Origin of the sequence: Nostoc sp. ATCC 53789 (assembly GCF_009873495.1) — a bacterium.
In the GTDB taxonomy this organism is placed as follows: Bacteria; Cyanobacteriota; Cyanobacteriia; order Cyanobacteriales; family Nostocaceae; genus Nostoc; species Nostoc muscorum_A.
The window spans coordinates 1,074,163-1,099,113 of sequence record NZ_CP046703.1 but is presented as its reverse complement, the minus strand read 5'-3'; the positions used below and the strand labels follow the sequence as shown (position 1 = coordinate 1,099,113).

At 37.3% G+C, this 24,951-nt stretch carries 22 protein-coding genes and 1 pseudogene; 4 read left to right on the top strand and 19 right to left on the bottom strand.

All coding sequences use genetic code 11. The annotated features are described in order from the left end of the window. The first annotated feature begins 43 nt into the window (after positions 1-43). The 4 genes and pseudogenes from GJB62_RS04425 to GJB62_RS37360 form a co-directional block, all read left to right on the top strand. Positions 44-1,357 carry an NF041680 family putative transposase gene (locus GJB62_RS04425; protein ID WP_159402443.1) on the top strand — a complete coding sequence of 438 codons (1,314 nt, stop codon included), beginning with the start codon at positions 44-46 and terminating at the stop codon, positions 1,355-1,357. A 218-nt stretch (positions 1,358-1,575) separates the two neighbouring features. After that, complete coding sequence (locus tag GJB62_RS04420; RefSeq protein ID WP_245246093.1) at positions 1,576-2,241, top strand: transposase; 666 nt, start codon at positions 1,576-1,578, stop codon at positions 2,239-2,241. Positions 2,242-2,273: 32 nt separating this feature from the next. Next, positions 2,274-2,624 (top strand): four helix bundle protein, encoded by a 351-nt coding sequence (locus GJB62_RS04415; RefSeq protein ID WP_114085619.1) that lies wholly within the window; start codon positions 2,274-2,276, stop codon positions 2,622-2,624. A gap of 90 nt (positions 2,625-2,714) precedes the next feature. Next, positions 2,715-3,112, top strand: a pseudogene (locus GJB62_RS37360) (IS701 family transposase); the annotation flags it as partial. Positions 3,113-3,185: 73 nt separating this feature from the next. Here GJB62_RS37360 and GJB62_RS04410 read toward each other — a convergent pair. The 19 genes from GJB62_RS04410 to GJB62_RS04320 form a co-directional block, all read right to left on the bottom strand. Continuing rightward, a complete protein-coding gene (locus GJB62_RS04410; RefSeq protein WP_114085618.1) occupies positions 3,186-4,127 on the bottom strand; it encodes an NAD-dependent epimerase/dehydratase family protein in 942 nt (313 codons plus the stop codon). A 410-nt stretch (positions 4,128-4,537) separates the two neighbouring features. Beyond that, on the bottom strand, positions 4,538-5,539 hold the full coding sequence (locus GJB62_RS04405; RefSeq protein WP_114085617.1) for a glycosyltransferase family A protein: 1,002 nt from the start codon (positions 5,537-5,539) through the stop codon (positions 4,538-4,540). A 2-nt stretch (positions 5,540-5,541) separates the two neighbouring features. Next, positions 5,542-6,582, bottom strand: a complete 1,041-nt coding sequence (locus GJB62_RS04400) for a polysaccharide deacetylase family protein (RefSeq protein ID WP_114085624.1) — start codon at positions 6,580-6,582, stop codon at positions 5,542-5,544. 8 nt (positions 6,583-6,590) lie between these two features. Continuing rightward, entirely contained in the window at positions 6,591-7,316 is a 726-nt protein-coding gene (locus tag GJB62_RS04395; protein ID WP_209271476.1) for a methyltransferase domain-containing protein, read from the bottom strand. Continuing rightward, the gene (locus GJB62_RS04390) at positions 7,313-8,995 is read right to left on the bottom strand and encodes a glycosyltransferase (protein WP_114085616.1); all 1,683 of its coding nucleotides are present in this window, start codon (positions 8,993-8,995) and stop codon (positions 7,313-7,315) included. Before GJB62_RS04390 ends, GJB62_RS04395 begins: the two co-directional genes overlap by 4 nt. A gap of 1 nt (position 8,996) precedes the next feature. After that, positions 8,997-9,851: a beta-1,6-N-acetylglucosaminyltransferase gene (locus tag GJB62_RS04385; RefSeq protein ID WP_114085615.1), complete on the bottom strand. Its 855-nt coding sequence runs from the start codon at positions 9,849-9,851 to the stop codon at positions 8,997-8,999. Between the two features lie 75 nt (positions 9,852-9,926). Next, positions 9,927-11,048, bottom strand: coding sequence for a glycosyltransferase (locus tag GJB62_RS04380; RefSeq protein WP_114085614.1), 1,122 nt, complete (start codon positions 11,046-11,048; stop codon positions 9,927-9,929). Positions 11,049-11,285: 237 nt separating this feature from the next. Beyond that, a complete protein-coding gene (locus GJB62_RS04375) occupies positions 11,286-12,314 on the bottom strand; it encodes a glycosyltransferase (protein WP_114085613.1) in 1,029 nt (342 codons plus the stop codon). A gap of 260 nt (positions 12,315-12,574) precedes the next feature. Beyond that, complete coding sequence (locus GJB62_RS04370) at positions 12,575-13,525, bottom strand: glycosyltransferase family 2 protein (RefSeq protein WP_114085612.1); 951 nt, start codon at positions 13,523-13,525, stop codon at positions 12,575-12,577. A gap of 153 nt (positions 13,526-13,678) precedes the next feature. Continuing rightward, complete coding sequence (locus GJB62_RS04365; RefSeq protein WP_114085611.1) at positions 13,679-14,881, bottom strand: glycosyltransferase family 4 protein; 1,203 nt, start codon at positions 14,879-14,881, stop codon at positions 13,679-13,681. A gap of 31 nt (positions 14,882-14,912) precedes the next feature. Beyond that, a complete protein-coding gene (locus GJB62_RS04360; RefSeq protein ID WP_114085610.1) occupies positions 14,913-16,163 on the bottom strand; it encodes a glycosyltransferase family 4 protein in 1,251 nt (416 codons plus the stop codon). A gap of 46 nt (positions 16,164-16,209) precedes the next feature. Further along, on the bottom strand, positions 16,210-16,785 hold the full coding sequence (locus GJB62_RS04355; protein WP_147262586.1) for a hypothetical protein: 576 nt from the start codon (positions 16,783-16,785) through the stop codon (positions 16,210-16,212). A gap of 43 nt (positions 16,786-16,828) precedes the next feature. Beyond that, positions 16,829-18,046 (bottom strand): polysaccharide pyruvyl transferase family protein, encoded by a 1,218-nt coding sequence (locus tag GJB62_RS04350; protein WP_114085608.1) that lies wholly within the window; start codon positions 18,044-18,046, stop codon positions 16,829-16,831. A gap of 68 nt (positions 18,047-18,114) precedes the next feature. Continuing rightward, the gene (locus tag GJB62_RS04345) at positions 18,115-19,554 is read right to left on the bottom strand and encodes a Coenzyme F420 hydrogenase/dehydrogenase, beta subunit C-terminal domain (RefSeq protein WP_114085607.1); all 1,440 of its coding nucleotides are present in this window, start codon (positions 19,552-19,554) and stop codon (positions 18,115-18,117) included. Between the two features lie 81 nt (positions 19,555-19,635). Next, a complete protein-coding gene (locus GJB62_RS04340; protein WP_209271475.1) occupies positions 19,636-20,919 on the bottom strand; it encodes a hypothetical protein in 1,284 nt (427 codons plus the stop codon). Between the two features lie 13 nt (positions 20,920-20,932). Then, entirely contained in the window at positions 20,933-22,228 is a 1,296-nt protein-coding gene (locus GJB62_RS04335; RefSeq protein WP_114085605.1) for an ABC transporter ATP-binding protein, read from the bottom strand. A gap of 2 nt (positions 22,229-22,230) precedes the next feature. Further along, positions 22,231-23,010: an ABC transporter permease gene (locus GJB62_RS04330; protein ID WP_114085622.1), complete on the bottom strand. Its 780-nt coding sequence runs from the start codon at positions 23,008-23,010 to the stop codon at positions 22,231-22,233. A 214-nt stretch (positions 23,011-23,224) separates the two neighbouring features. After that, on the bottom strand, positions 23,225-24,271 hold the full coding sequence (locus tag GJB62_RS04325; protein ID WP_147262585.1) for a hypothetical protein: 1,047 nt from the start codon (positions 24,269-24,271) through the stop codon (positions 23,225-23,227). 34 nt (positions 24,272-24,305) lie between these two features. Beyond that, positions 24,306-24,890 carry a DapH/DapD/GlmU-related protein gene (locus GJB62_RS04320; protein WP_114085603.1) on the bottom strand — a complete coding sequence of 195 codons (585 nt, stop codon included), beginning with the start codon at positions 24,888-24,890 and terminating at the stop codon, positions 24,306-24,308. Positions 24,891-24,951 lie beyond the last annotated feature (61 nt).

The following is a 24,951-nucleotide window of genomic DNA, read 5'->3' as shown; positions in this document are numbered from 1 at the left end:
CTGCCGTAAAGTCAATGAAAGTAATCGATAAATCATTGACGTGATGATCCTGACACAACTAGAAAAATTCCGCCAAGGTATCTACGATTGTTTGGGAAAGGCCAAAGATGCAGTATTTGAATTGATGGATGCAGTATTAACAAGTCCGAGTATCCCATCGTTTGTAAGCTTGTCACAAAGCCCAGTATTTCGACGGCAATGGTCGAGCATTTATGCAGCACTACATGATAGTCGTCCACCAAAAAGAAAACTGATGAAGCTACTGGTACAGGAGGTAGTGACGGATGAACAGCCATTTCTAGCAGGAGATCATAGCTTTTGGGCAAGACCAGAAGCGAAGACACTAAAAGAAAGAACTTTTCATGGGGACTCCAGGGGAAGCATAGGCATCGGACAAAGTTACAGTACGTTAGCGTGGATACCAGAAGCGGATGGGAGTTGGGCATTGCCGTTAAAGCACGAACGGATCACCAGCTTTGAAACGCCAACAAGTAAAGCCGCATTCCAACTTAAACAAATAACCCGTGAGTTAGGCAAAAGACCGCTTGCTGCTTATGACCGAGGCTACGGCAACGCCAAATTTGTCCAAGCCACGGAGAAGATTGACGCAGACCTGTTGCTGCGTTTAGCTTCTAACCGATGCGTATGGGGTACACCCGGTACTTACAAAGGACGAGGCGCACCGTGTAAACATGGTCATAAGTTTAAGTTCAATGACTCGGAAACTTGGGCAGAGGTAACTGAAACTCTAGAAGTTGAAGACCCGCAAGTTGGTCGAGTAAAAGTCATGCGCTGGAGTGGGTTTCATTTTCTTCAATCTCCAAACCGGGCAATGGAAATCATTCGCGTCGAGGTGATCCAACCAGTTGGACGCAATCGTAAGTTCCAACCCTTATGGCTAGCTTGGTTGGGTCAGACAATGCCTCCATTAGAGGATCTCTGGCAAAAATACCTCCGCCGCTTTGCTCTAGAACATTGGTATCGATTTGCCAAGCAGAGGTTATATTGGACACAGCCTCAGCTTGGCTCTACTCAGGCAGCAGAGCGATGGAGTGACCTGATGCCATTGTTAACTTGGCAATTATGGCTAGCTAGACTTGCCTGTATTGATTCCCCCTTGCCTTGGCAATCGACTCAGGATAAACTGTCTCCAGGACGCGTAGCACAAGCCTTTCCTCTAATTTTAGCCACTATTGGCACTCCTGCTCAACCCCCGAAAACTCGCGGTAAATCACCTGGGCGTGCCCAAGGGCATCAGCCACCTTCGCGTAAGCGTTATCCCACTGTCAAAAAACACGCATCTAAAAAACCTAAAACCGAAGAATCACTTAAGAACGCTGATCTAACTGCTGCTTAGTTTCTGCTTCTTTTTCAACGATTCAACTTAACTCAGCCTCTAAAAGAAGTTGGGTAACTTTTTCTTGCTTTCTATTCATTGCTGCTAAATGCCAATTAGTCCAAACTCAAGTATTAAATTTAGTCCGCTCAATCCCACTGCCACCAATCGTAACGCCACATACTCTTGGGGTAGACGACTTCTGCTTTCGCAAGTGTAAAACTTACGGGACAGCACTAATGCGTAGCTCAACTTTTACCGAACGTCGTGAACGTAGCGACCACGGTCTGAGTCTTCTCAACCCAAATCAAGATTACCTCCTCAGTAGCTGGAATAGCGGGAACCACAACACCCAAGAACTGTTTGAAGAAATTCGCACCTGCGGGTATATCGGTGGTTATGCCACGGTCGCTCGCTTCACTCGTTATCTCAAGACCTTGCCCGGATTTGAGCCAGCAAAGTGTTCAAAGAAAAACGCGTCCCCCAGGGTTAGTTCTTCCTCCCATCGTCCTCTCACCCCCAGTCGCGTCACAGCTTTAGTCTTGCGACGACCAGAATTAATACAGCCTAATGAGCGTGAAATCATCGCTCAACTACAAACAGCCCATTCTGATTTGAAGTCAGCTATTGAACTAGCTCAACAGTTTGCATCTGTTGTGCGTCAACGTCTGAGCGAGCAGCTCGATGCTTGGTTAAACAAAGCTAAAAACAGCTCGGTTTCTTTGTTGCGCTCCTTTGCTGTTAGTTTAGAGTCTGACTACGATGCTGTGAAAGCAGGTGTAACTATGTCAGTTAGTAATGGCCCAGTTGAAGGACATATTAATCGACTGAAAATGTTAAAGCGGCAGATGTATGGTCGCGCCAAAATAGATTTACTGGAGCGACGGTTTTTGTTAGCTATTTGAGGACAAAATTTTGTCAATTTACACTTGATTATATGAGTTATAGAAATCAGTTTATCTGGCAAAGAGCAGTTCAACTTGCTATCAATTGTTATAAATTTACCCGCCTATTTCCTCAATCAGAATTGTATGGTTTAACTAGTCAAATACGTCGTTCATCCGTGTCTGTAGCATCTAATATAGCTGAAGGCTATGGTAGGCGTTCCAAGCCAGAATATATCCAGTTCTTACATATTGCGTTAGGTTCTTTGAGAGAACTAGATACGCAATTAATCATTGCGAAAGAAGTAGACTTAGCCGAGAAAAATCTTTTCACACCCCTATTAAATGAAGTTGAGGAAATGCAAAGTATATTAGTTGCAAGTTTAAACAAACTTAAAGCTTGAACTTACTACTTATTCCTTTCTTCCTTCTGCCTTCTGCCCTCTGCCCTCTGCCTTCCCCCAACCTAGATCACCAAAAGTTGCCAAGAACCAGAATATGGTTTAAAACAAAGTAAAAATGAATTAGGATGGGTCGATTTTCGTCTAACTCATTATTCACAAATAGAGAAATGGTGGGAAATTGTTTTTAGTGCCTATCTGTTGATTAGTCAACATTGAGAACAACTGCTAAAATTCCCACCACAATCTGAATATAGATTCTCATCACATCCTTGCTGGGATCAACGCAATAGTTGGAATAGTATTCTAAATAACCTGCGTTTGATACTTCAGCCATTTACACTATTTAACTTAATTAAACCTTGGTTAATGGTCTTTAGAATCCCTAAGTTATCTGAGGGTTTTTTCAACTTAAAATGATTGTTAATAATCTGACTTGCTCAATTTTTCAAAACTTCAATATCCCTTATTTCTACTTTTACTCTGCCTAGATTGACAAAAGAGGGATAAGCTTTACGCACAGTGTTTCTTCAGAGAGGGATAATCGATACTGCCCCTCGGAAATTAGCCAACTAAAGATGTCTCGCGTAATTCAATCAAAGTCTGTAGACCCGATTTTAGCGACCACTCAGGTGTAAAGCCTAACATTGAATATGCATTTGAGATATAAGCTTGTGAATGCTGAATGTCCCCTGGACGGGCAGGCATAAAATTAGTTGCTGATTGGTGTTGAGGAAAACAAGTTTTGAGAATATTAACTAGTTCAATCAAAGAGGTATTTTTTCCATTACCTAAGTTACAAATTAAAGAAGATCCTGATTCTAGAGGAGTAGTTAAAGCTTTGGTAAAGCCATTTGCCACATCTTTAACATATATAAAATCTCGCGTTTGAGTACCATCTCCATAAATAGTCAAGGGTAAACCTTGCTGCATAGCATCCACAAAGATGGAAATTACACCAGAGTATTGGGAATGAGGTTGTTGTCTAGGGCCAAATACATTAAACAGGCGCAATCCTACAAACGAAAAACCTAATTGTTTGGCAAACAATCTGGCATATTGTTCGCATACCAGTTTTTGTAAACCATAGGGAGAAATGGGGTAAGTCTGTTGATTTTCTGAAATTGGTAGTTGCGTTGGATTACCATATACAGCTGCTGAACTAGCAAAAACTAACCTGGGAATATTTAAGGCCTGACAAAGTTGAATTACAGCGATCGTTGCAGAAAGATTATTGTGATGAGCCTTTAGTGGTTGCAGCCAAGATTGAGTAACTGATGGGGTAGCTGCTAAATGGGCAAGTCCATCAATCTGCTCGGTAAAATCCTGGGGTTGACATCTGGATATATCTTTTATTAGTAGCTTGAGACGAGGATGCTCAGGTAGGTTTTGCAAGCTACCTGTTGATAGATTATCAACGACAGTGACATGATGACCATCTGACAGAAGCTGTTCTGTCAGATGGGAGCCGATAAAGCCGGCTCCACCAGTGACAATAAAGTGCATAATTTTGGAGTGTATTTAAAAACAAATATTCTCATCAGGTTTAGACATGAACTTTCGTTCATATCTGCATTACTCTGTTTCCTATCAGATCGGGCAGAGCTTATTTATAAGTAAGTAGACAAAAATATTTACAGTCATTGCGAGCGAAGCAATGCCAACCCTTGCGATTGCTTCATTCCGCTTCGCTTCATTCGCAATGACATTGTGTAATTAATTCTGTCCAACTACTTATAGAGAAACGCCACACCAAATCTATGATTTGTTAGTCTACCCTAGCCTGTGGTGCGGCTCTACTGGAACAGCTATTGCTGAACATTCTTCATGATGGGTCTGAATCACTACTAATTGATTTTGGCTTCCAAATTGTTCATTAAAGAAGGTCATATTGCCGGAAATACATGTTCTGTAACTCATTTCGTCTCATTTCTATTCAAACTGAGTAATTTGTAGGAATAGACAAATTTAATGGCTCTCTTTGTCAGAAGTGTTTGTAACTCACTAAGTTTTTTAATTTTCCACTTGAGATACCTAGTCTTATGAAATAAAAAGTACAAAATTGGATGAACAACTAGTAGTTTTTCCTTTCTGAATGCACCCCATAGTTTGCCGTCTTTGATACCCTGTACAATTAAATACTGTTCTAACCAGTTTAAGAAATTGAGACGCGCAGTGTATTCTTTACCTTTTTGCTCTGATGCTGTGTGGCAACAACTATTAGGATGCTGTCGATATTTATACCAAAACTTACTGGCTACGAATACAGGAAATTGCAGACAAACCTTTGCACAAAAAACCTGATCTTCGTACAAACCTCGAAATGTCTCTTCAAAACCATCGACTTTTTCTATTACCTGGCGGCGTACTAACATTCCTGATATGCAAATTTTCATTTTTAATGAGAGCAGGAACAGCATTGGTGGCTGGATTATAGTATCAATCTGTACTCTAGAGTCCTTCACAGACACAATAGGGATGTCTAAAAAGTCACGTCTCATATCTTGAGGATTTCCAGTCCAGCTGTACCACCACTGAATTGGTCCATAAACCATAGCAACTTCAGGATGGGAATCTAGAATAGCGGCTTGTTCCTCTAAAGTTTGCGGTATCCAGATATCATCGGCATCTAAAAAGGTAATATATTCGCCTTTGGCGTGGCGGATACCTAAGTTGCGAGTTGCACTCATGCCGCGATTTTGATGTCCTTTGTGTTCTAAGTAACGAACTTTTTCAGGAGATTTTTGTGTGTAGCTTAAAGCAATGTTTGTACTAACATCGGTAGAGCCATCATCTACTAGTAATAGTTCCCAGTTTTCATAAGTCTGAGCAAATACGCTTTCTATTGCTTCCACAAAAAACTTATCACCAGCATTGAAGAAGATGATGATGCAAGAAATCAGAGGTTTGCTAGTCATAATTAAAAGAACCTTGACAACCAATGGGCAAAGGTTTCTCCGTCCCAATCTTCAACCACAACACGAGGTAACAGAAAAAAGCTGCTATTCTGTTGAACTTTACCAACTATGCTAGAACAAGCGCAGGTAAATCCAGTTTCTTGGACGATAGAAGTAGTCTCATTTGTATAACTACCATGAGGATACGAAAAACTCGTGATTACATGCCCTAATATTTTCTCCAGGTAGTCTTTACTGTGCTGAATTTCATCTTGTTGCGAGGCTATGGGAAGTTGAGAAAGAAAGGGGTGTGTTACAGTGTGGGCACCAATTTCGATCAGTCCCCCTGACTCTAATGCAAGCATCTCCTCCTTGGAAAGAGAGCGATGGGTTGATCGTCCTACAGGTTCAGCGTTTGCCCAGATAGCTAGTTCATCTAGCAGCTTATTTCGCTCATAGATGGGCAAAAACTGCAACAGTTGATAAAGTGAGCGATAGAGGGTGTGTCGCAGAGTAGGATATTGTCTTAGTTTTCTGCCCATCCGACAATGGCGATCGCGCTGATGGTCGGCTTCACTATAATGTGTTGCTTCTCCTAATTTCCATTGGTAGGTTTTACCATGAATATTTAACCGGAGTAAGTCCGGTAAGATGTCAGGTTGTAATAACAGTTGTTCTAGTTCATCCCACCAAAATTCACGCTTTTGGTCAATACCGCCAGTCGTAACAAACACTGTTGCTGGGATATCGTACTTTTCTAATAATGGTTTGGCATGATAGAAGTTATCTGCGTAACCATCATCAAATGTAACGACAATTGACCGATTTATGTATTGGCGATCGCTAAGCCTTTTGGTCAATTGTTGTAAATGCAGAGGATAGCCATATTGTCGCAAAACTTCTAAGTGTTCAGCGAAGTGTTTTGGTGTCACACATAATGACCAAGGGTCTGAATCTGCTTCAGCTACGCGGTGATACATTAAGATGAGCGCACCAGGGAAAATTTTATTTTTTAACTGCTGAACAGTGTATCGAACTTTGTTGTTGAGTTTGCCTAGAATCATTGGTTTCACTATTTCACAGCTCTAGCTGTAATTAAAACCTGGTACTCAGGGTCTTGATAGTCTAGTTTTGATTGCTCTAGTTCTTCAGTTACAATGCCGTGCAGAAAAGCGATCGCACTCAACACGTTTCCATAAGCTGTAACTTGTATTTTGTCTTGGTCAAAAGCTTCCTCAAGTAATCGCCGTGTGGAGAGAGTCGTGAAACTCCAGTATTGACCCCAACGAGTCATATCATCATCACTGATTTGGGTAATACCTGGTACAGTGGCGAGTAAAACACCCCCTGGCTTGAGAATACGGTGAAGAGTTTTAATTGCGGCTCGGACATCATAGATAAATGGCAGTGTTTGAGTCAGGATAATGCACTCGAAGGTGTTGGATGGGAGATGGTCTGCCTTAGTTAAATCTGCAACAATAGTTGCTTGGGGATTACCTGGTTCTACGTGAAGTACGTCGTTTTTTGTGATGCGATCGCCACCAAATTTGTTTGTGTAGAGGGGTTCCTTAATCTCTAGTACATGTCCTTGAATATCTTCAGCATAACGAGCCAGAAAATTTTCAATATAGTAGCGGTCAATCACTGAACCCCGATCTAAACCGAAGTTAGGTCTAATTGGCTTGACTCGTCCTAAGCTACCAAGGTTTATTTTTCCCACTGGTGAGCGACCATACCGGATATCTCGCAGCCAATGGTATACAGGAGTTGGCAGTTTCTTAACTAAGCTGATATTCATGATGCCACCTCTGGTTTTACTGCTCTAACAGTAATTAATACTTGGTATTCATCATCTTGGTAATCGAGTTCTTTCTGGCGTAAATCTTTGACAGCAAGTCCTTGCAAAAAGGCGATCGCAGCTAGAACATTACCATGAGTTTCAACTTGAACATTAGTTTTAGGAAATTTCTCTTCAAATAACAAGCGTGCTGATTGAGCCGTTAACGCCCAACACCAATCATCACCCCATTCGCATTTGACCACTTGGCTAATACCAGGAACGGTTACTAGTAAAACACCGCCGGGTTTCAAGATGCGGTAGAGATTTGCTAGAGCTGCTTGCATATTGTAGAGAAGGTGCAATGTCTGCGTTAGAACCACACAGTCAAAAGCATCTGATGGAATATGGTCTGCGTTAGTCAGATCGCCGATGATAGTTGCCTCTGGGTTCCCTTCGATTACATGTAGTACGTCACTTTGAGTAACGCGATCGCCACCAAATCTCCGTGTATATGATGCATCTCCAATCTCCAATACTCGTCCTTGGACATCATTAGCCTGACGCTCAAGAAATTTTTCAATATAGTAGCGATCAATGGGAAGGCCTCGATTGTAACCAAAAGCCCGACTGATAGGAGTCAACCGTCGTAGGGAGCCAAAATTTACCATCCCCGTTGGTGGACTATATTTCTCTCCAACAAATTGAGAACGTAATACATGGTAGAGAGGTGATGGTAATGTTTGCTGTGCAATTTCCTTCAATTGTTTTTTATTCATGAGAATTAGGTTTGTAAAGTTAAAAGTCATCTTTTCGACAAAATGTTGAGTAGGCTTTGTTAGTTTTGACAACATTGGATGGTGATAAGCCCATAAGTGTTTTTGAAGAGCTTGCCAGACCTCTGTATCTTTGGCTCCCTGTTCAGTCAAATACTTCTCTAACCATTTCAAAAAAAACAACCGTCCTTCATATTCGTGCTTTGTGTTATGGGTACTAGAACAGCAGGAGTTTGGATGCTGTCGATATTTTGCCCAACATTCATTCGTTACAAATACAGGCGCTTTCAGACAAACTTTGGCATAAAAAACTTGATCCTCATAGAGTCCACGAAAGCTCTCTTCAAATCCGGCGATCGCCTCTAGTATTTCTCGTTTGACCATGAGGCTACAGGTACAAGGTACAGCGCCGCTCTTTTGTAAAAAGATGGTCAGTAGTGTTGGAGGTTTGAACAAAGTATTAGGTTTTTTAGTTACTTCTGCCACCTTGTCACAAAATTCTTTTTGAGTATCCTCTGGATTTCCTGTCCAGCTATACCAATATTGAGTATTACCATAAACCATACCGGCTTCAGGGTGAGTATGGAGTATTGATACTTGTTGTTCTAAGTTTGGCGCTAACCAAACATCATCAGCATCTAGAAAAGCGATATACTCACCTTTAGCGTTACGGATGCCCAGATTGCGAGTAGCACTCATACCTCGATTTTGGTGCCCTTCATGTTCTAGATAACGAACTTTTTCTGGATATTTTTTCGCATACTCACGAGCAATTACAGTACTACCGTCCGTAGAACCATCATCGACCAATAATAGTTCCCAATTTTTGTAGGTTTGGGCAAATACACTTTCTATTGCTTCTTGAATAAATTGCTCGGCATTGAAAAAAATAGTAATTACAGACACTAGTGAATTGCTGTTCATTTTATGATTCCAAAAGATATTTGTCGATTAAATCCAATATTTTAGAATCTTTAGTAGCATCAAATTTTCGGGCATATAAACAAGGTGATTGAGACAACTTATTAAAATCATTGATACCCAATATTTCTGGATTGTCCGAATAACCCGTCCACAGTGTATAGGTCATATGGTTGCTTATTACTTTTTCTTTGAAGGGCGAATTCATGACAATGCTTTGAAAGAAGATTTCATCAGGAATTAATACATTTCTAAAAAAATTAACAAAGTTAGGATTATGATTTATGAATGAGTTGATATATTCTGCAAGTTCTCGTGAAACACACCAATATGAAGAACCACCATATGGTTTAAAGCCTTTAGGAAATTTGCGTTTTAATTGGTGTTGAAACAATGAAACTGGAAAGCGAAAGCGTTTATTAAAAAGATTGAAATGAAAATATTCAATTCTATCCATTAGATTTATCCATGCATCATTTGGTAAAGGAGAGAAATTTACAAGAGAATGATAATTCAACTGTTTTAAGAAATCTTGGATTTTTTTGTTAGATTTAATAGGATAACATTGTCCAGTCAACAGAATAATGTAATCACAAGATATATTACTATCAAATATTTTTTTGATTCCTTTTATAGAAGCTAAAACATGACCAAAATTGCCCCAATAGCATTTGTGTCTATCAAGAAAACAAACATTTGAATACTTGGATAGCCCTTGAACCATTTCTTGATATATTTTATTATTTGTTTTTTTATCTACATGAATCAAAAAAGACGTTTTATCTGCATTTAATCTATTGACTAGACGTATTAATTGCTGTGGATATTTATATGCTGATATAATGTAGGCTATATCCATAGTACCTCATGAAATTATTGTTGTATTACTGAAGATTGCAATATTGATTTGTAGAAATTTGTTTCATCACAAATATTAGTCTTGTTCTAGTCTAAATTTATATTGAGTCATCTGTCGAATCTCTCTGAATAACCGCGTTCCTATAATTAATTTAATAAATAAAAGCATAGTTTTTTTAGTCAGCAGAATGCTAAAATTCAGGCGAAAAGCTATATTTAAAAGCTGTAAAGTATTATATTCTTCTCGCTCTAAGCCGTCGTAAGCTAGCTCTAATAGCTGAGTACTAAGATAAATCAAAACTTCATTACGATGTTTTTTAGATTCTTCCCAATCGAGTTTGTAGTAATTACAGAAAGCATGATGTAAGTGAAATATTCGTTCTATAACTTGATTAAGCTGTTGTAGATTCAGATCCTTTAGTTCTTCTAGCTCACCAAGCCATAAAGCAATTATTGATTTAAGGTGTATTCCATTACTCCACCTCTTAACTTCTTCCGCTCCCAATAAATGTTCTATATTGCTAATCTGAATCCAAAGCGTTGTATCTTGTTGTATATTTTCATAGGTAGCTGTTACAGATGAGGGATGTATTCGCCACTGTATTAGATAATCGCTTAAATTTGCAATTTTTAGACGAAGGGCAATTCTACACCATAATTCATAATCTTCAGCATGAATAGCAACTTTATTGTAGAATCCAATCTGCTCTAAAACAGAGGATTTTTGGAACATCACCGCGCTATGAATAAAAGGGCTGTAAAATAAAGTGTTCCAACGAATTTGTGTACAATCACAGGGTAACTGGCACTTGCAAATGAGATTTCCTTGAGTATCTATCTGCTTGTACCATGTACCGACTAATGCTACTTTGGGGTGTGTTTCTAAAAAATCAACTTGCTTAACTAACCTTTCAGGCTCTGAAATATCATCTGCATCTTGACGAGCAATAAATTCTCCTTCAGCTAATTTCAGTCCCTTATTTAGGCTTTGCGTTAAGCCAAGGTTGTAGTCGTTATCTATCAACCGAATACGTGGATCATCATACGAACAGATGATTTCTCGCGTGCTATCTGTAGAGCCGTCGTTAATAATTAAGAACTCAAAGTCTTGAAAGGTTTGGCTAAGGATACTATCTATCGCTTCTCTAAGGTAGAATTCTCCGTTATAAACTGGCATTAAAACTGTAACTTTAGGCATGTATCAGCACCTTGACAATAGTAAAAATATTATCCTCTTGGTTTTTTATGAGTTTTTGAGCATATATTCAGTGAGCAACTTCAATAATGATGTTTTACTGTCTAAATCTCTACTAACGCTCACTAGACCTCTTGCACGAATATTTGAAACTAAGAATTTTAAGGTTTACGCAGAGGCGCAGAGAGTAACGAGAAAATTATTTGTTTAGCAACTTATATTCTGATTCATGCAAGAGGTCTACTGATGAGTTTTCAAACTCATTTGGGACTTGATTACTTTTTTTATCCAGAATTTTCCACTTTGGAAAATAGTGCGGCTCAGTTCTATCAAGACTTTTCGAGAATAACTACACTTTAAGGCTTCTTGAATTTGAGTAGTTGCAGCCGTAAAATCGCCAAGAGTTAACATCTGCAATACTAAATCTTGAACAGAGTAAATAGCGACATTTTCCTTAGCTTTGTTAGATAGTTTTCTAGCAACTAATGTAGGTAAGTAAGTTTGCATAATCTCAGTTGCCATACGTGATTCTTGAGTATCTGCTGCTGTACGGGTAGATATCCGACTAAGAGAGTTTGAATGGATGCGATATAAAGCTAGAGGTTCAACTTCATACCACACTGGGTATTGCGCTGCAATTCGTACCCACATCTCCCAATCTTCACCACAGCACGAGAATCGGCGATCGAACCCTCCTAGCTTTTCATAGACACTCCGCCTCACGACAATTGAAGGCGTTTGAATGCGCTGTTCAATTGCAATTCGCTCTAACCAGTTGCTCAGAATTCCACTTTCAAGTTGCTCTAAGGCAGAACTTCCTTGATAATGACCGTTCTCATCCATATAAAAATGACGGCAGAAAGCAGCACCTATTTCTGGGTTATCTTCAAAAGCTGATTGCAGCTTGCGATAAAAACCCTTTTTTACACAATCATCGCCATGTAATAAATGAATTAACTTACCTCGCGATCGCTTTAAACAAGTTTCAAAGTTTTTTATATACCCGACATTCTCTGGCTGTCGATAGAAAACAACGCGCCCTCGACCCAATTCTTCAACCACTGCTTGTGGATCGTCTTTAGTAGAGCAATCATCAATGACCTCTATCTGCATGATTTCCGAACCAGGGTCTTGAGCTAACACGCTAGTTAGTGTTTCGCGCAGATATCTGGCACAGTTGTATGTGGGAATCATAACCGACCAAACAGGACGGGATATTGCCTCTGGTACGGGTAGAATTGTTGCACGGTAAGAATGTAGTTGATTCATGTAATTTTCCTTAGATTAAGGAATGCGATAAATGATGTAGTCTGGACTATCTTGAATAACTATGTTTTTGCAGTTTTTGCACTTCAGTAAATAAGAATAGGTGAAAATATTTTTTCTATATACTCAAGCGATTTTGGGTTTTCCCTAAAGATAAATATTCATGCACCTAGCTTGAAAATGCTGCTTCAATGAATATATATAGATATTTTTCATGGTTTTTTGTTACAAATTTGTCATTAATACTACTTAATAACTATTGTTTAAAATCTTTTTTTTATTTTATCATTGACAAAATGAAATGTATTCAAAAGCTTTGTTTGTAACTCAAAACGAGGTTTATTAATTATAAATTGTTGTTTTTCTATTTTAGGCATTAAATTTTCACACACAACAAACTTTCTATCATGAGTATCATAGTGTAATTTTGAAGCTTCAACTATTCTCTCTGTCCAATCATTTGGAATATCTTGAATATTAAGTTGCTCAAAATCAGATACTAAATTAGATTGGTCAAAAACTAATCCTTTCCAATTAGCTTGTGCTTCGTGACAGAATCCCGATCTATTGACTATAGCTTCACGACGAGTTTCTATCCTCTTTTGAATTTGCTGTGGAGAACGATATTGATAATGCTTCAGCCATATCCTAACTGGATAGATAGGATTTTGCCATACAGCTGATGGCCAGCCCCCATCATTTTCACCCCAAATCCAATCTTTTCTGTATCTGATAAAGCGCAGTTCTGACCAGTTATTGATGTAGTAGCGACATTTTTGCTCCACTGGTACATAATCTGCATACGAAGAGGGATTCTGATTGTAAAGCTTTAAATCTTTATCTGTGAAGTAATATTCAAAGCTAGCGTTGACAACTAAAATATATTCTTGGGGCACTTTGGCTAGGAATATTCGAGGATCATCTATGTAAATTTCATCAGCATCTAATCGACACCACCAATCTTCTTCAGAACTATTTATCCGATAATTATTAAAAATCTCGCTTCGTAGATCATCACTAAAAGGATCGTTTTCCTGTTTATAAGGAATAATTTGCTTATATATTTGGGAAAGTTCCAATACTTTCTCCCAAGTTTTATCAGTGCTGCCATTATCATAGACATATATATAATCACACCATTTAGTAGCAGATTTAAGAGTTTGTATAATAATATCATCTTCATTTTTGACTAAACACATGCCGTAAATATTCATATTTTTATGAGTGCCTTTGGTGTTTTTGAACGATTCAAGAATATGCAATTTACAAATTAACTTATATCAACAGTCTTTTTCTTCTTAAAAGCTTTAGCATTTTAGGTTGGCATTATAACTGCAACATTAGAATTTATTATTAACTCATAAAATTTAAGTATATCTAATAGTTCTAATAATCCTGTCATAATAAATTAGGAGTTCTTTCACTGTATTTTCCATACCAAATTCTTGAACCTTCTTCTTTGCTGCTTGACCAATTTCATTTAAACTAGAGTGCAACCACACTTCATTTATTTTGGTAGCTAGTGCATTTACTTCACCCACAGGTACAAGAAAGCCTGTTTCTCCTTCGGTCAGCAGTTCCTCAAAACTAGCACCAATTGTTCCAATAATAGGTTTACCCAATGCCATAGCTTCTAAACAAGCATTAGGTAAGTTGTCAATTAAAGAGGGTAAGACAACAAGTTTAGCGCCAGCGATAACAGGGTATAACTGGGTATGGGGTATCTGATCGATAAAGATGAGGCGGTCTGTATACTGACTACAGAGTGAGAGAGCATACTCTTTCATGGAAGGTGCAAGAGAAGATGATAGATCCAGTCCTACAAAGGCAGCATGACAATCTGGATGTTTCCTAAATACTTCAGGTAGTGCTTGAGCTAATATATGAAATCCTTTATGAAGTTGAAAACGACCGAAGAATAGCAGATATTTTTTGCCTTGTAAGTATTCATTGAAGACAGATGAATCCCAATCTGATGTTTCTAAATAAAAAGGTGTGCGAATGACCTGAACATGAGTTATTTTGGCTTCTTCAGCCAATAAACGCTTAAGAGTATAACTTGGTGCATAGATATGTTTGATCAGGCGCATCTGAAGCCACTCTAACCACTCTATAATTTGCTCATCGCGATCGCGTGAACCTCCACACATTTTCATCCATACTGGTCGATATGCAGAAATACGTGTTACCTGTGGAATAGGCAAAAGAAGACTTGAAACTACACCACAAGCATTCCAGTCTGGGAATTGAACAATATCGAAAGGTTGCTGTTTGTGTAATTTTAAAAGTTTGCGATAAACCTGAAAGCTAAAGTCCAAACATTGTGATGTTTGACATATACTATATCGACTTATTGTATCTAATATTTGTTGTATTTCTCCTAAAGTTAGGCGATGAATCTGAATACCTTCGTATTCAAATCTAGATCGATCGATTTCTGAGAGGACTACAATATGAACCTCATGTCCTAAAGACACTAATGCCTTTGCAACTCGATGTAGATAGTTAGCTAAACCACCACTAAAATTTTTTTCAGTGACATATTCTGTCGTAGCAAATCCAATACGCATATTTGTTGATATAAATCAAAATGAGTAAACTTTATTTTTTACAAATTGTAGTGATGCCAATACCAACTTCACTCTCTCCAGATAAAGTTGAAGTCCTAGTTTCTAACTCCTCCAAGGCTGCGTACAAAATAAGATGTCCTTCATTCAGCCAAGTTTTGTAAGCGGCTTTTCCTGCTAAAGCTGTATGTCTGCGTATATCTGAATCTTGCAGTAGCTTCAATGCTTCTACATAATCTTGAATTGTGCGACAAACGTAGTAAGCTCCTTGTAATGGCTCAACACCACGAAAGGTTTGCTGACTACCTACCACAGGCAAGCCAGAAGCCAATGCCTCGATCATTTTAATTTTACAGCCCCATCCAATCTCGACTGGAATACAGACAATATCCATATCTTGCATGAAAGCCTGCAAGTTTTCGACATAATCGTGAATAAAGAGAGTTTTTGAAGCATGTTTGCTAAACATTTCATAGCTGCCCCGTCCTACTATATGGAATCGAAAAGCACCAGGCATTGTTGCTTCTACAGCAGGAATAATTTCATTTATAAGTTTATGGGAACCCCTAATAGTTGGTTCGTTATCTTCAGCGTGTACACCTACATAGACCACATCTAGTGGAGCTTTATATTCTTTGATAGGAATTGTTTCACAGTCTACAAAGGGTAGAACCCAATCTTTACTAACAGAGTCTTTGTAAAATTTGGACATAAAGCGTAGATCGCTGTAAGAAATGAAAAAAAGACGATCTGCAATACGGTGCATAAGCTGTTCCTTATAGAACCTTTGAACAAGGTTCAAACACAGTTCTATAGACCATGACAAAGCTCTTTTTGGAAAGCTATAACTTTGCCAAGTCAACCAAGGTCTGCTTGCCAGAGTCTTATCAATCAGATGAGGTAATTCAAAATTATGTGGGCGAAACCAAAGCTTTGCTCCATTTATATTTAGTGCAGTGACTAGCGAGGAAAAGTGAGCATACTCACACCAAACTACTTGAGGTCGGTGTAAGTCAATTAGATTTTGCAGTATTGATATGGTTTGTGGGTGTTCTTTCAATGCCCAATAATCAACTCTTCGTTGAACAGCATGGCAAGTAATATCTATAGGTACTTGATTATTAAATGTTTTTAAATCTGATTCTGTTGTCCATCCACATACTATTAAAACTACTCGCCAACCCGCACTATGAAAGAAGTTAATATGACCCCAAATATCGCGTTTATTTCCTTGGTTATGAGGATAGGGTAGGTCTGGGCTAATTACTAGAATTGTTTTTGGCATTGTTATTTATAGATTGTAATTGAGAGTATTTAATCAGATTTCTTGATTAATTTTTTATATTTGACTTAGCCAATTGAAAATCTTTATGAGCAAAATAAAAAATTTTTTTTATACCTAAAGGTTTGTTAAATGGAAAATCGAGCAATTCAGACCATTGGCTTTTAATTATATCTGTTGCCAATGTTTCAGTACGTTTATAGTCAGGTGGTAAGCTCAACATAATTTCGATAATTCTTCTGTGAGTAAAGGGGTATAAGCGAAACCGATTATATACATGTCCGTAGAGCGATGGGCCAGCCCAACATGCTAGTCGCTGTTCTAGATAAAGAAGGTCTAGAGTTAGAAAATTGTTTTTTATTGGTAAACTTTCAAGCCATTTTGAAGCTCGATCTAATAGATAAGGAGTTTCAGGCATACTCATTCGATTCAATATTTCATTAGGGGTAATTAAGCTTGATGTAGTATCACTCTTATCATCTTTATACCAATAGAATGAACGTCCTACTTCACCTCCCCAACCCATTAAAAGCGGTCGTCGTGAATCTAGCATCTGATTTACTCTAACAAATCTTTTAGTGTCTTCTTCAATGCATTGACCAGTACGATATGACCATTTTTTCAAGTCTAGTTTTTAAGCGAAACATCAGTTTTTGACAAAGCAGGAGTTAATGTATAGCCTCCAAAAGTAAATCAAAATTATTTGATGCTTTATCCTTTACTTTTGGTAGCTCATTTTGAATACGCAGAGAAACCTGTTGGCGTTTTTCCCAACAATCGCGTATTGTTTCACAAGCAAGTTTGGTATTCATAAAATTCTCAATAGGAATTAGTAATCCTTGATTTATTAAATCACTACCAACAAGATCAGCCATAATACCCTCTGCTTTAACTGAGTAGCCCACTGCAACAGTGCAAACTTCACTGCATAGACCAGCGATCGCAGCATGGGTACGTTCAGCAATAACGAGATTGCAAGCGGAAATTAACCCCTTAAATTCTGATGCTGTATGGTCTGCCCCAGCAATATGAACTCTGGGGTTATAGTTCAATTCTCTAAGCAAAAGAGTAGCAAGAATTCGATCGTCACTTTTTGGTACAGGCTTTTGGACGTGTGGGATGATAAGTACCTCAGCATCAAGTTCATCAAGGATCATCATCACAACCTTCTTCCAGGCTTCCAAATGCTGGCTGTAATCCAAACCTAATGCGTAACCACAGATTCCTTGGCTAGTCGAAATAGCAACCATAGGGCGATCGCCTTTGATGCCGTAACTCTTCAGCATATTATTGACTTGCTCCACAGGGGATGCTGGCAACAAAAATGCTGGATCGGCAGTTAGTTTGACTAATTCTGGAGAAAGACCAAGGTCTTGAGTTAGGTATTTATAAGTCAGCCTTTCGCGTACAGTAATCAGCTTTGAGTAACGTGCAACCTCAAGCCATGATTCAGTTTGCTCATCAGTCTTATAAGGGCTAATAGACTGAGCCAAAAAAATTACAGATACACCAGCTTCTAGTGCTAACTTCAATGGTTTGAGGTGAGGCGAGATGTCATACTCAGGACTAAAAACATCACCACCAGATGCAATAACAGCCGAGGCGTTACGAATTAAAGGAGAAGTTAAAGGTAATTTATAGAAAGGCAGGAGCTTTGCCAATAAATGCTTTTTACGACTTTGGGGTAAAGTTTGTAGATGCTTGCTTTCTAATTCCAAATTTACATTGTAATTCTGTAACCGAATTTTATCGTAGTCAGGTGTTGGTGTTAGAAGGCTTATTTCTATTTCTGGATTGCGTTGGCGTAATTGCTCAATTGTGGGTATGACGAATGCCTCAACCCCTCGATTGTGCATTCCCGTGATACCAGTGATAAGTATATTCAAAAGTTTCTACCTCCTAAGCTTGTAAAAATTAACTATATGTATTAAGAATTCTTCAGTCTTGATGACCATTAAATAAATGACTGATTTATAAGATTTTTCAATCGTCTTAATGCACGTTTCCAAATAGGGGGTTTTGGATCTATGTACGTCGCTCTGTACTGTTGAATCAGAGGATTCATACTCTCTTCAAAAACAGAAAACTTACCAGCCTTAATTGCATTCTTAAATGCAATATGGCTTTGTTCTGCAATCAAAGTTCTAAGACGAAATCGTTTTTGATCTGCTTTATCAAGGTGATTGGCTTTAGGTTTAACACGCTTGGGAGGTCTCCATTCCCCTTTGTTATCAGTAAGAAAAAGTCGATATGCTAAACCATCGTGTCGATGCCGGAATCCTGCAATTTGCGACTTAACTACTTCTTCCGGATCGAGAACTTCCAGTCTTAATCGCCCTGATATCCTCGCTTGTTCTAGCAGATGATATAAAACTGGGTTACGAACGACCACGACGTTTGTCCCTTGACTATCTTGTGTATATTGAGGTAACCAAGCATCTCCAATGCTGATATCTGCTGTTTCAGCAACTACATCATCGCAGTAATCACATGCTTTATATTTAAAGAAGCCTAAACCCCAATCAGAAACATAAAAATCTTTAACGGGACTTGTCAAAGTGATGGTTTTTCCATCTTTTATCCCAGTCACTTCAACACCATATTTATTAGCAGGAGCATTGGGAAGTTTTTTACGGAAATCAATAGAAATTATATTATTAGGCTCAATTCCACTCTGCCAAGCAAATGCTTTGGCAAACGCTGTACTTTTTAAATGTCCACAAACTAGACCTATACAAAATTTGATGCGTTCAGCAATGACAGTATCTTGACGCATCAACAAGCGAATCGCTTTGATAAAACAGGGAACACCAACAATTGCGTAACGTCCAGGTCTGTCACGAATTAACTGTATAACCTCAGACATTTCAACTGGGTAATATCGAGATTTTGCCCCATTACGAATATCTTCTTCAGTTAAAGATAAATCATATTTAAACAATCTGCTATCTTCTTCAGTAGGGTGATGTTGATGAATATGAATAATACCATCAACCAAATTTTCATTTAGTAGTTGGGTTGCAAGCCAAGTTACAAGTCCACCAGAACTACCACGTTCCCGAAAATTACTATCAACAACATACCCAGCATAAGTAGCTAGATAATAGCCAATTTTATCTTGGTATTTACAGTCTTTGCTAAATATTTCCTGATTGATTTGATCCTCATTCAGACTTTGATCTGAAAATGGACAAACAGCAAGAAGCGAATTATAAGTAGTGGATAAACTATCATCTGAGTTTAAGTCGATGCTAAAACATCCATACTCATCCAACTTCATCTTAATAGGTGAGTTACTAACTGAGGCACATGCACCACAACCTATACAGTAACCTCCCTCAATTACAGTTTTGAACAACTTCTTTACTTCTAAATGAGCTTTGTGATCATACATAAAAATTTCTACCTCCTGAGCTTGTAAAAATTCAACTATACGTATTAGTAATTCTTCAGTCTCGATGACAATTGGCTAATTCTAGGCTTTCCTACTGCTTTTTTTTAAAAAATTAAGAATAAAAACATCTCGTAATAAATTCACTATTATATATTTAACTTTTTGCAAAACTTCAGTGATAATCCACATTTTATTTTTAATTTTATTTATATAAAAGCGGTATAAAGAAAATTTTTCACCTAAAACGACTTTGTTTACATGAACTAACTCTTTATCTCCTATTACGTCAGCCTCACATTTAATTTGTTCATAAAAACGTCGTTGTTTTTGTTTTAAAACAAGCACTTCAACTCTACTCAAATCTAATACTTCATGGAAAGAAGTAGCTAATTCTAATACCTTACAAGCACGTAAAGCCATCATTGTTCGTAGACACTTCTCACATTGACAGCAATTGTATAACTGCTTTGGAGTATTGGAATAACAAACTCTAAGAGTCTTGAGCGCGATCTCTGATTTAGCAACTTGTCGCTTAATCTTCTCTATTCGATTAGATTCACAACCATCATGAATTAAAGTTAAATTCTGAGTTGACCATAGTGGATCTAATAAAGGATGAGAACCCCAAGGTTCAAGATATGAATAAGGCCTTGATGAAGGAATGAAAACCTCAGATATTTTTCCTGTCAAACATAGTCCTATTGCTGCTAAAAAGCTTCCGTGCGAATACTCTCCAAAAAAGTCATCATCGTAATATTTTCCCCATACCATTTCCAATTTAGAAAAATCAGTTCTTGAGCGCAGATTTGTTTGAACAGTAATTAATTTTTTTCCAAAATACTGGGCTATATTCTCGGCAATTTGCTTAGTAGATAACCATAATTCATTATTATGTATATCCGCACCTTGAATGAGAATTAAGTGAGAAATAGTATCCTGATTTTTTAAAAAGGAATACCAAGAGTCTAAACCTAGCGAAAAAAAGCAACCTTTCTGCCCGTTATTGTTATTTATAAGAGAATCATATGTTTCTGTACAGCTGACAGAAATCTCTTTTAAATTTGGGTACCATTTCGTTAGAATTGACTGAATCGTTGAGATATTTTTGAGTAAGAATTCGGATACAGGTGCTTCAATATGAAGATTTTCACCTGCATACATACATGGAATGAGAAAGCCTGCCAAAAACGGATCTCCCGTGATATGGGAATAAGTAAATTCTTTAGTAATACGAAACCAGACTCGAAAATCTCCATGCCGAGATGTACTAGCAGAAATATTTGCAGACAATTCTTCAAAGTCTTCAATTTGTTTAACTCTAATATCAGAAATTTTCATTGCTTTACCAATATTATTTATTTTCAAAGAAGTAGGTTAATTAGACTTTTCCATTTTTTATTAACCATTCTCGTGGTTGATAAAACCTAGACATACCTAGACTGCAATCCCCGTAAGCCACTGTGAATTCAAAGGAACTAACTAAATCGAGTGTATAAAGAGAATCCTGTTTAATGAGAACATCCATATTATATAAAGCTGGTTTTAGACATATATATGGCATCCAAAGTCGTATTTCATTTTCTTCAGGTAAGATATTTAATGATTTTTGATCGTTAAAACTATTCAAAATTAAAGTTACATCACTTTCACCAGCTAATTCCCTGACTACTAAACTAAGTCCAACATTAGTAATTTTTTTATAGGCTTTATACCTAACACAAAAGTAACTAGGTTGACCAGATATAGGCTTATCAATTATGTTATCTTGAAAGTCTCTAAAAAAAATAGAAATAATATCTAAGCCTAAGCTTTTATCTGGTGGCTTTAAAGGAAGATGTATTTTCCCTGTTGATTTTTTACTAAGATTGGAAAATAAATCTTGTTCGTATCGATTTATTACTATATTTGTCTCACCTGAAATAATTAATTTACCTCGAAGCAGATAGATTGATAATTTACAGACATTGAGTATATGTTGAGGATGATGACTAACTAAAATGAAAGATGTCCCTTTCTGTCTTAATTGATGTAACTTACGAAAACATTTTGCTCTAAATTTGATATCGCCTACAGCTAATACTTCATCAATTAAGAGAATATCTGGCTCTGTATGAATCGCACTCGCAAATCCTAATCTTGCTGCCATTCCAGAACTATAAGTCTGCACAGGTGCATCAATTGCATCCCCAATTTCTGCAAACTCTATAACTTCATCAAGTCTCTCATCAATTTCCTTCTTAGACAATCCCAAAATTGCCATGTTGGCATAAATATTTTCTCGCCCTGTCAAAATAGGATTAAATCCTGCTCCCAAAGCAATTAACGGTGCTACTCGACCATTAATTTCTACACAACCACTATCTGGCTTAATTAAACCAGCAATAATCCTCAGTAGTGTTGATTTTCCACTACCATTTTTTCCAACTAAGCCTAATGCTTCTCCTCGACGCAATTCAAAACTGACGTTATTTAGCGCCCAAAATTCTTTTTCTCGCAGTTTATCACTCTTTTCTCGTAGCCCTAATAATTCCGAAGTTATATCCTGAACACCATACATCAAAGACCGCTTTAAATCTCGACAAAACTTTTTAGAAACTCCCTTAATAGAAAGGACAATATTACTTTCGTCACCCTGCTGCTTTGCTGCTATTTCTTGCTCATTGATAATCGTCATAATTATGAACTAATCCTCTCAATTACAAAGGGCATTGCTAGACGATAGATAATCCAAGCTAATAGCAATCCTAAAATTGCAATTAAACTCGCTACCCAAAATCCTTGTGGATCTGATATAAAGCCTGTTGTTGCTAATTCTCGCGTTGTTACTAACAAAGGTGTAACCGGATTTAGCTTCACAATACTGCCAAATACTCCATTGCTGGGAACTGGATAAACTACTGGTGTAAGAAACAGCCAAAATCCAGTAATCAAGGTTAATCCTCTAGAAAAATCCTGGTATAAAGCACCCATTGGTGCTAACAACAAACCAATAAATGTTCCTAATAAGACTAAATGAATTAATGCAACTGGGGCTAAAATTAGGCTCCAAGTAACTGGGATATGAAACCAGGTAAATAAACCCATAATTAATATGAGCTTGATACCAAAGTTAAAAAATACTTCTCCTAGTTTGGCAAGAATTAGTGCTTCGTGGGGAAAGTTAATTCTTGCTAGCATTGACTTGGCATCGTTCACTGCTTGGAGTGGCCCATTTAGTGCCTCTGTGAAGGTTTGCCACAGTGTCATACTGAACATAACATAGGCAGGATACGGTAACTCTGTATTACCAATATTGATAACACCATTGCTTTTAGCAAAAGTGAAACCTGCTGCCGTAATTATTGGCGGAATAAATGCCCAAAAAATTCCTAGAAATGATTGACGGTATTGAGCATTAATATCTCTTACTAGAAGTCGCCAAGCTAATTCTTGGGAGGCTAATAAATCTCGTCCCATTTCCTTGAACAACTTAAAGGGATGCCGCATCCGACTCTCAGATGTGTAAACAGATCTTGTTGATCCTAATTCTGCTTGTTTTATTTGCTGACGTAGTTTAGTTCTCAATCTATTCATAATCTTAAGACATATACTTCTAAGTCCGAATTGTCAAACTTCTTGTATTTCATAGTTAGCTTTGTATCTTTTCTCCTCTTTTGGAGTATCTAGTCTGTCAATTTCGTAATAAGATAACTTTAGATTTTTCTATCAAATGGTTATCCTCAAAGATATTTTTTAGTAAAGATGGATCTATGGAACTCTTTAGAACGCCATAATCTCTGGTAGCAAATCTTAATTGCAATATCAAACGATCCTTAAGCAATGGGCGAGTCGCTTTATGAAAACAATAGGGATCTTCAATAAAACCAGAACCTGCCTCTCCACAAATAGTTAAAACATCTTCATGGTTGTAAAACCTAAGAACTTCCCGATCTGTCCGTTGAGTTAGAGAAACAATTTGCGTAATCTTTTTTTTTATATGGCTACCACGGATGCAAATGTGGGGCCCACTCTGTAAATCTACATCAGTTAAGTAAAAGAAAAATCTAAGGCAACTATAGTCATCCGGATCATAATGAAAGAAACTGGCTGTTTTACTAACATCATAATTTTTTTTGTTAACAGGAAATGTCCACCAAAGCCTGGCATCTGTGAAAATCGGCTTTGTTTTCATATATTTGGCCGCAATCATTTTGATACCTGGATCGTTACTAAGTTTTTTAATTGCTGGACAAAGAATATCTACGTTGAAGTATGTCGCGGTAGAGAAAGGGGCTTTGTTTTTTTTCTCTGCTTGTTTTTTTTGGGAATAAAGGAAGCCGCATTTGCTATCTAAATTACCATAACAATCTGTAGACATAGCAAACATAATTATTTCTTGAGAAATAATCTTTGGTAGTTTTATACCTAAATAGCAACCATATTTATTTAAAGAATTGACAATTCGATCTACGTCAATTTCTTGAAAAAGAGATTTATGTAAATCATAGTGATTTAATTCAGGGGTTCTAGATAATAATTTTATTAAATTTCTCAAAAATACAAATCGACTCAATATAGATATCACAGTCCATTGAGGATTTGCGATCGTATGACTATAGTATGCCTGTAACCTTGATATCACTTCTTGAAGTTTTTTTTCATCCCGTAAAAAATTATTAGTCTGATAACTTGTTTTCATCTCGGTTTTCATCTCGGTTTTCATTTCATCAGCCTTCAAACCTCAAAAAGTAGGCAATCAATGAGGTTATAGATTAATTGAAAGCGTTAGTAGGCAGTTCAAAATTATTTTCTAAATCACGTGTAGATAAGTCAGTCGAATCGCTGTTTATCAGACGAATAATCTTTGCTGGATTTCCTGCAACTACAGCACCTTTAGGAATATCTTTTACAACTACAGAACCCGCTCCAATAACAACATTATCACCAAGTTTTATTGGCCCAATAATTACAACATTTGAACCTATATCTACATTATTACCTATTTGCGGTGATGCACTGATAGAATCATCTGGTAATTTTTTATTACCAATAGTTGTCGAATGTCTCAAAGTACAATTTGCACCAATTACAGTTTCATGATTAACAACCAAAGCATGACCGTGTTGGAGCTTAAGGTTTGAGCCAATTTTTGTATCCCAAGGTAACTCAATACCTAATATATACTCTACTATAAACTGATAAAAAAAACGATAAATTTTTGATATTTCTTTTCCAAAAATTGGTAAATTTATCACTATTATATTTAATCGAAACATCAATAAAACCAAACGAGACTTGAAGCTTGTATTCTGATTAATTTGCCAATCTTGAAGTAAGTAATCAATTATCTTATTCATTTATTTATCCCAAAGAATATCAGCAAAAATTATCTTTAAGAGACTAGACCAGTTAAATTAA